Source organism: Neisseria sp. HMSC064D07 (assembly GCF_001837185.1).
Lineage (GTDB): Bacteria > Pseudomonadota > Gammaproteobacteria > Burkholderiales > Neisseriaceae > Neisseria > Neisseria flavescens_C.
Map to the genome: position 1 here is coordinate 1 of NZ_KV831685.1, position 6,482 is coordinate 6,482.

General features: G+C 45.6%; 4 protein-coding genes. 3 read left to right on the forward strand and 1 reads right to left on the reverse strand.

Annotated features, from left to right (window positions below; genetic code table 11):
* Window positions 1-254: 254 nt before the first annotated feature.
* Window positions 255-689: a YadA family autotransporter adhesin gene (locus HMPREF2608_RS06325; protein WP_349267271.1), complete on the forward strand. Its 435-nt coding sequence runs from the start codon at window positions 255-257 to the stop codon at window positions 687-689.
* Window positions 690-926: 237 nt separating this feature from the next.
* Here the strand turns inward: HMPREF2608_RS06325 and dusA are convergent, their stop codons facing one another.
* Complete coding sequence (gene dusA, locus HMPREF2608_RS06330) at window positions 927-1,937, reverse strand: tRNA dihydrouridine(20/20a) synthase DusA (RefSeq protein ID WP_141761467.1); 1,011 nt, start codon at window positions 1,935-1,937, stop codon at window positions 927-929.
* 208 nt (window positions 1,938-2,145) lie between these two features.
* On the opposite strand from dusA, the gene HMPREF2608_RS06335 reads away from it, so the two are divergent.
* Window positions 2,146-2,766: an L-threonylcarbamoyladenylate synthase gene (locus HMPREF2608_RS06335; RefSeq protein WP_070826359.1), complete on the forward strand. Its 621-nt coding sequence runs from the start codon at window positions 2,146-2,148 to the stop codon at window positions 2,764-2,766.
* Between the two features lie 568 nt (window positions 2,767-3,334).
* A partial coding sequence (locus HMPREF2608_RS06345; protein ID WP_210402775.1) for an ESPR-type extended signal peptide-containing protein occupies window positions 3,335-6,482 on the forward strand: 3,148 nt, incomplete at its 3' end.

Below are 6,482 nucleotides of genomic sequence, written 5' to 3' on the forward strand. Positions count from 1 at the left end.
ACACTGGTGAAGCCGGCGCTAAAGGCGATAAAGGCGATAAAGGCGATAAAGGTGACACTGGCGAGTTCGGTCTGGTTGATGAGACTGGTATTGTTGATAAAGAGCACTCTATCTCCAAACCTCTGAATAACACTATTCAGATTAAAGGTGGGGATACTGAAGTTAAAGTATTAGACAAAGCAACCGGTCAGACTTCGAAGAAAGGATTTACAAACATCTCCGTTAAGAAAGTTAATGATGCGTTGGAAGTCAGCTTGAAATCTGATCTGACCGTTAACAGTGTTACTACTAACGTACTGAATGTAGGTCCTGTAACCATCAACAAAGATGGTATCGATGCCGGCAACACTACTATCCAAAATGTTGCTCCAGGTAAGAAAGGTACCGATGCGGTTAACGTTGACCAGCTGAACCAAAAATTCGGCGATGTGAACAGCAATGTGAACAAGGTTGACAACAACGCCCGCGCAGGTGTAGCTCAAGCTCTGGCTACTGCCGGTCTGCCACAAGCTTACTTGCCAGGTAAGAGCATGCTGGCTATCGGTGGCGGTCACTACCGCGGTGAAACCGGTTACGCTGTCGGCTTCTCTAGCATCTCCGATGGTGGTAACTGGATCATCAAAGGTACTGCTTCCGGCAACTCACGTGGTCACTTCGGTGCTACCGCAGCAGTTGGTTACCAATGGTAATCTGACTTTCAGACGGCCTGAAAAGGCCGTCTGAAAAGACGAAGCAAAGTAAATGCGGCCTATTTAGGCCGCATTTTTTTATGCTTAGATTATGTGTTGGGTTTATTCGATGAATTAATCATCATAGTAGCTAAAGAGAAATGAATATATCTTTAGCAGTCTGTTGTAATTTAAAAGGCCGTCTGAAACATTATTTGATGTTTCAGACGGCCTTTCATTTATTCACACGATATGGCATTAGTCCCAAATATTTGCGCGTTCGACTTCTTTCCATGCGTCTAGAATCAGGCTGCCGTCGTTGTCTTTTAGCAAGGTGGCATCTGAGAGCATACGGCGCCAAGTGCGGGCATTTTTTAGGCCGTGCATCAAGCCTAAGGCATGGCGGACGATGTGGCGTAGGATGGTGCCGCGTCCTAAGGCGATTTGTTCGCGGCTGTATGCGTATAGCCAAGCTGCTAAATCTGCGTATTGGATTGGTTCGTGTGCGTCGTTATAAAACAGCGCATCCCAATCGCGCATCAGCATTGGATTGTGATAAGCCTCGCGCCCGATCATGACGCCGTCGACAAATTTCAGATGTTCGGCGATTTCTTCGTTGGTGGTGATGCCGCCGTTAATCAAAATTTCCAAATCAGGGAACTCTTGTTTTAAGCGATATACGTATTCATATTTGAGTGGCGGAACTTCGCGGTTTTCTTTCGGGGATAAACCGTCCAACCAAGCATTACGCGCATGGACGATAAATGTGCGGCAGGCTGTTTTTTTGTGTAATGTTCCCACAAAATCTGCTACGACTTGATATTCTGTTTGTCTGTCTACACCGATGCGGTGTTTGACCGTCACCGGAATTTCAACTGCATCCTGCATCGCGTTCAAACAATCTGCCACTAAATCTACATCATTCATCAGGCAAGCGCCGAAAGCGCCTTTTTGAACGCGTGGGCTGGGGCAGCCGCAATTTAGGTTGACTTCATTATAGCCATACGCTTCAGCCGCTTTGGTAGCGATTGCCAAGTCATGCGGATCTGAGCCGCCAAGCTGTAAAGCTACCGGTTGCTCGCCTTCGTTGAAACTCAAAAAGCGGTCTTTATCTCCATAAACTACCGCGCCTGAATTGACCATTTCGCTATAAAGCCAAGCATTGCGTGTAATTTGTCGCGCCATAAAGCGATAGTGTCTGTCTGTCCAATCGAGCATGGGTGCAACAGACAAGCGGCGGGCGGGGAGGGAAGAAGCAGACATTGAGATGACTTTCAAACAAAATAACGCATTATATAGTGTATTAAATTGACTTTCGATATCAGCTGGTAAATCAAAATTATATAAGGTATCACTGGGTGCAACCGTGTTGTACCTGAGGCTAAATCCATTCATGTTGATGGAAATCCAATATTCAGACGGCCAAATAAGTTTTAAAATGTCAAACAACAAACCATTAGAATGATAAGGAAAAAACATGGCACAATTTTTCGCCATCCATCCCGATAATCCCCAAGACCGCCTCATCAAGCAAGCCGCCGATATTGTCCGCAGTGGCGGCGTTATCGTTTACCCTACGGATTCCTGCTATGCGCTTGGCTGCAAACTCGGCGACAAAACCGCGATGGAACGCATTCTCGCGATTCGTAAAATCGATCAAAAACACCATCTGACCCTGATGTGTGCCGATTTGAGCGAATTGGGTACTTACGCCAAAGTAGATAATGCCCAATTCCGCCAGCTTAAAGCAGCTACGCCCGGCAGCTACACCTTTATCCTGCAGGCAACCAAAGAAGTACCCAATCGCACGCTTCACCCCAAGCGCAAAACCATCGGCCTGCGTGTTCCCGACAACGCTACTGCCTTGGCGCTTTTGCAAGAATTGGGCGAACCTATTTTAAGTTGCACCCTTATGCTTCCTGAAGACGAAGAGCCATTGACTGATCCATACGAAATCCGAGACCGTCTTGAACATGCTGTTGATTTGGTTATTGATGGCGGCTGGTGCGGTACTGAGCCGACAACGGTTATTGATATGACCGATGGCACTGAGCTGATTCGTCAAGGCAAGGGAGATATTGCCGTATTCGGTTTGTAAAACCATCCGCGTCTGTATAAGTACGGATATGCGTATTCTTTCTATGACGTATTAAAAGCATTTTGCCAATTTTATTGATAGCTCAAAAAAACAAATTATTCAATTAAGCAATTGTTCAAAATCATTTCATCAAAGGCCGTCTGAAATCTTTCAGACGGCCTTTCCTGTTTCTTAAAAAAATAATTCATTTTAAATAAAATTCCGAGCGATTGGCACGTTGCTTGCATGATTACTGTGATTGCTGATGACTTGTCGACGGAATACAACATTACGCTTATTAATAAAAACATGACTGGAGAACTTTTGATGATTGGTTTTTCTGTTCAAACGTCATGATTTTGTTTAAAAATTAAAGATAATCGGTTGATATTTTAGACTAGCGGATATTTTGTAAGTATGAAATACTATACCGTTGCGGGATAGTCAAAAGCCTAAATTTTGTCTCAAAGTGACAATAAACGTCAGCTTGAGATAAGCATTTTGCTGGGAAAACCCCGCATAAATTCTTAAAGTAGCGTCATGCTCATGCTCACGCTTTTACCTATCATAAAAAGAGAAAGACACACCTATGAATAAGATATTTAAAGTTGTTTGGAACCGTACGATTCAATCTTTTGTCGTAACTTCCGAATTGGCCAAAGGCCGAGTGAAATCGTCTGCAGAACAAAACAGTGCAGATGTATCTACCAAATCCGGTAAAAATGGTATTGCGACAGTTTTCAGATTGACAGTGATTTCGGCAGCTCTTTTGGGTGCAGGTAATTCGTATGCGGCAACTGCAGCACGAGGAAAAATTGAATTTGATGCTGTAACCAGTGCGACTGCGGTTAGTGGTGCAACAGCGACCGGTATTGGTGCTCTGTCAGTAGGAGCATCAGCCAATGCTACGGCTAACGGTGCAGTTGCGGTAGGTACGAGTGCAAATGCAACACATAATAACAGCCTTGCTGTTGGTACAAATGCCAAGGCTACTCAAAATCATGCTGTTGCGATGGGTGCAGATACAAGTGCAAGTAGTTCAAATGCAACAGCGATAGGTAAAAGTGCCAATGCTGTTTCTGCAGATTCAACAGCACTGGGTGCAGATTCCAAAGCAAATGGTACGCAAGCGACAGCGGTAGGTAAGAATGCTCTTGCTGATAATACGAGCACAACAGCATTGGGTAATTCGGCGCAAGCATTTGGTATAGGCTCAATGGCTTTGGGCCAATCCAGCACATCAAGAGGTCAAGACGGCATTGCAATTGGCAGCGGCAGTCAGGCTGCAGCCAATGCGCAAAATGCCATTGCAATCGGTACCAATGCAGTGGGTTATCAAAGTGAGTCTATCGCCATAGGTAATTCAGCCCAAGCTCAAACTGGAAATACCATTGCCATCGGTAAAAGTGCAGTGGCAAATTCTCCAGCTTCGGGTAATGCAGCATCAAGTGCTATTGCACTTGGTGCAGACGCGAATGCAACCGGACTTGGTACGATTGCTATTGGACGTGCATCTGGGGTTCTTTCGCAAAATATTATGAATGTGAATGTAACGCACAATAATATTGCTATTGGTAATACGGCTCGAGTAGGCGATTCAAGTAGTTCTAAGATAACTCAGTCTATTGCTATTGGTTCAGGTAACCGTGTTGATCCACAGGGCAGACCTGAGGGTGCGTGGGCAAAGGGAGACCAATCTATTGCGGTTGGCGGCAATGTCTTGGCTAATGGTAATTCATCTGTTGCTATTGGTGGTGATGATTTAGATTCGGTAGGTGGTACTCGATATTCTGGCAATGCAACGGATAAATTCATCAAATATAATGAAAAAGGTGCAAAGACCGGTGAATATACGCTGAGCGGTAAAAGTCTGCGTGATATTTATAAAGAGATGACTGGTGATACGATGTATAGCGGTTCTTATGGTAATACTATTGCCGGTCAAGGTTCTGTTGCATTAGGTGTGCAGTCTAATTCATCTGCCGATTTGTCTCTGGCTATCGGTACCAAATCTCAGGCCACTGCCTTTGGTGGTGTAGCTTTGGGTACAGGTGCGAAGGCTACTTTGCTGAATTCTGTGGCTTTGGGTACGGCTTCTAAAACCGATAAAGAAGGTCAGGCATACGTTCAACGCGAAATTATGGGTGTAACCTACACTTGGGCAGGCGGTCAAACTACCGATGCCGGTGATGTTGTGTCTGTCGGTTCTAAAGGTTACGAACGTCAAATCATCAATGTATCCCCCGGCGATATTTCTGCTACTTCTACTGATGCCATCAACGGCTCTCAACTTTATGGTGTATTGAGTGCAATTGAGCGTGTCCGCTATTTCTCTGTTAAGTCAGAAGAAGGCAAAACTGACGGTACGAAAAACTGGAACAATGACGGTGCAAAAGCAACCAATTCGATTGCCATCGGACCGAATGCGGCAACAAGCACTGGTGCGACGGGTAGTATTTCTTTGGGTCATAATGCCAACGTACTTGGTTCGTCTTCTGTTGCTGTTGGTCCAAATGCAACGGTAACTTCTGGAACTGTTGGCGCTGTTGCCTTAGGCTCTAATGCCAATTCCCGCGGTACAGGTTCTATCGCCATAGGTTTGAATACAGAAAATGATCGCAATTACTCTATAGTCGTCGGTGCTCACAGTAGAGCCAACTACGAAAATGCAACCGTTGTCGGTGCAAGGGCAGCAGCACAAAATAACGGTACGGCAATGGGCTATTTGTCAAATGCAGTCGGTGATGATTCTGTTGCAATCGGTCATCAGGCGCAGACAACACAAGCTTATTCTATCGCCATTGGTAAGCAGGCAAACAGTTCAGGCCTTTATTCCACTGCTATTGGTTCCTCAGCCCAAGCTGCCGGGCAGAATAGTTTTGCCGGCAGTAATAATGCAAAAGCGACTGGAAGCGATTCAGTTGCTTTGGGTAGTGGCGCGACGACTACGATCGGTAGCTCTGTTGCATTGGGTAATGGTGCTGTTGGCACTGCCAATAATTTTGATGCAACAGCTAAAAATGCAACATTCAAAAACGATAGCGGTACGACGACTAATGTCAGCTATGCAGCTTCTTCATCCGCTAAAACAGGCGCGGTTTCTGTAGGCAGCGCAGGCAATGAACGCCAAATTCACAATGTTGCCGCAGGCCGTATTTCCGCCACTTCGACCGATGCGGTCAATGGTAGCCAGCTGTACACCGTTATGAACAATGTTGGACACAATATCCAACAAAACGGTACAGACAAATCTCGTATCAACAACAACGGTACAGTCAACTACGCCGATGGCAATTTGACGACTGTTGCAATCACCGATGGCGAGAATGCATCAAAAGTTCAAATCAATGTCACTCAAGGCACATTGTCTGTCGATAATAATGGCACAGTGTCCGCACCGACTGCCGGTGTAGCGACTGCCGGTGATGTAGCCAATGCCATCAATAATGCCAAGACCACAACTAAGGTGGAGGCAGGCAGTAACGCGCACGTTAATAAAACAACTTCAGGCAAAGAAACCACTTATACCGTCAGCGCAGATAAAGCAACGGTACAAGTTTCCAATGCTTTGAATTTGACTTCCAATACTACAACTGCAGCTGATGGTGCAGTCACAACCGACTACAGCATCGACTTGGCTGATAGCACCAAAGCCGACATCCAAAAAGGTGTGGACGCCAAAACCACCGTTGATACCAAAGGTCTGACCTTCAACGGCGACAGCGGCAGCACCAATG

Coding starts and splice junctions, on each gene's coding strand:
- HMPREF2608_RS06335 (WP_070826359.1), top strand. CDS start 2,146: ATGGCACAATTTTTCGCCATCCATCCCGATAATCCCCAAGACCGCCTC.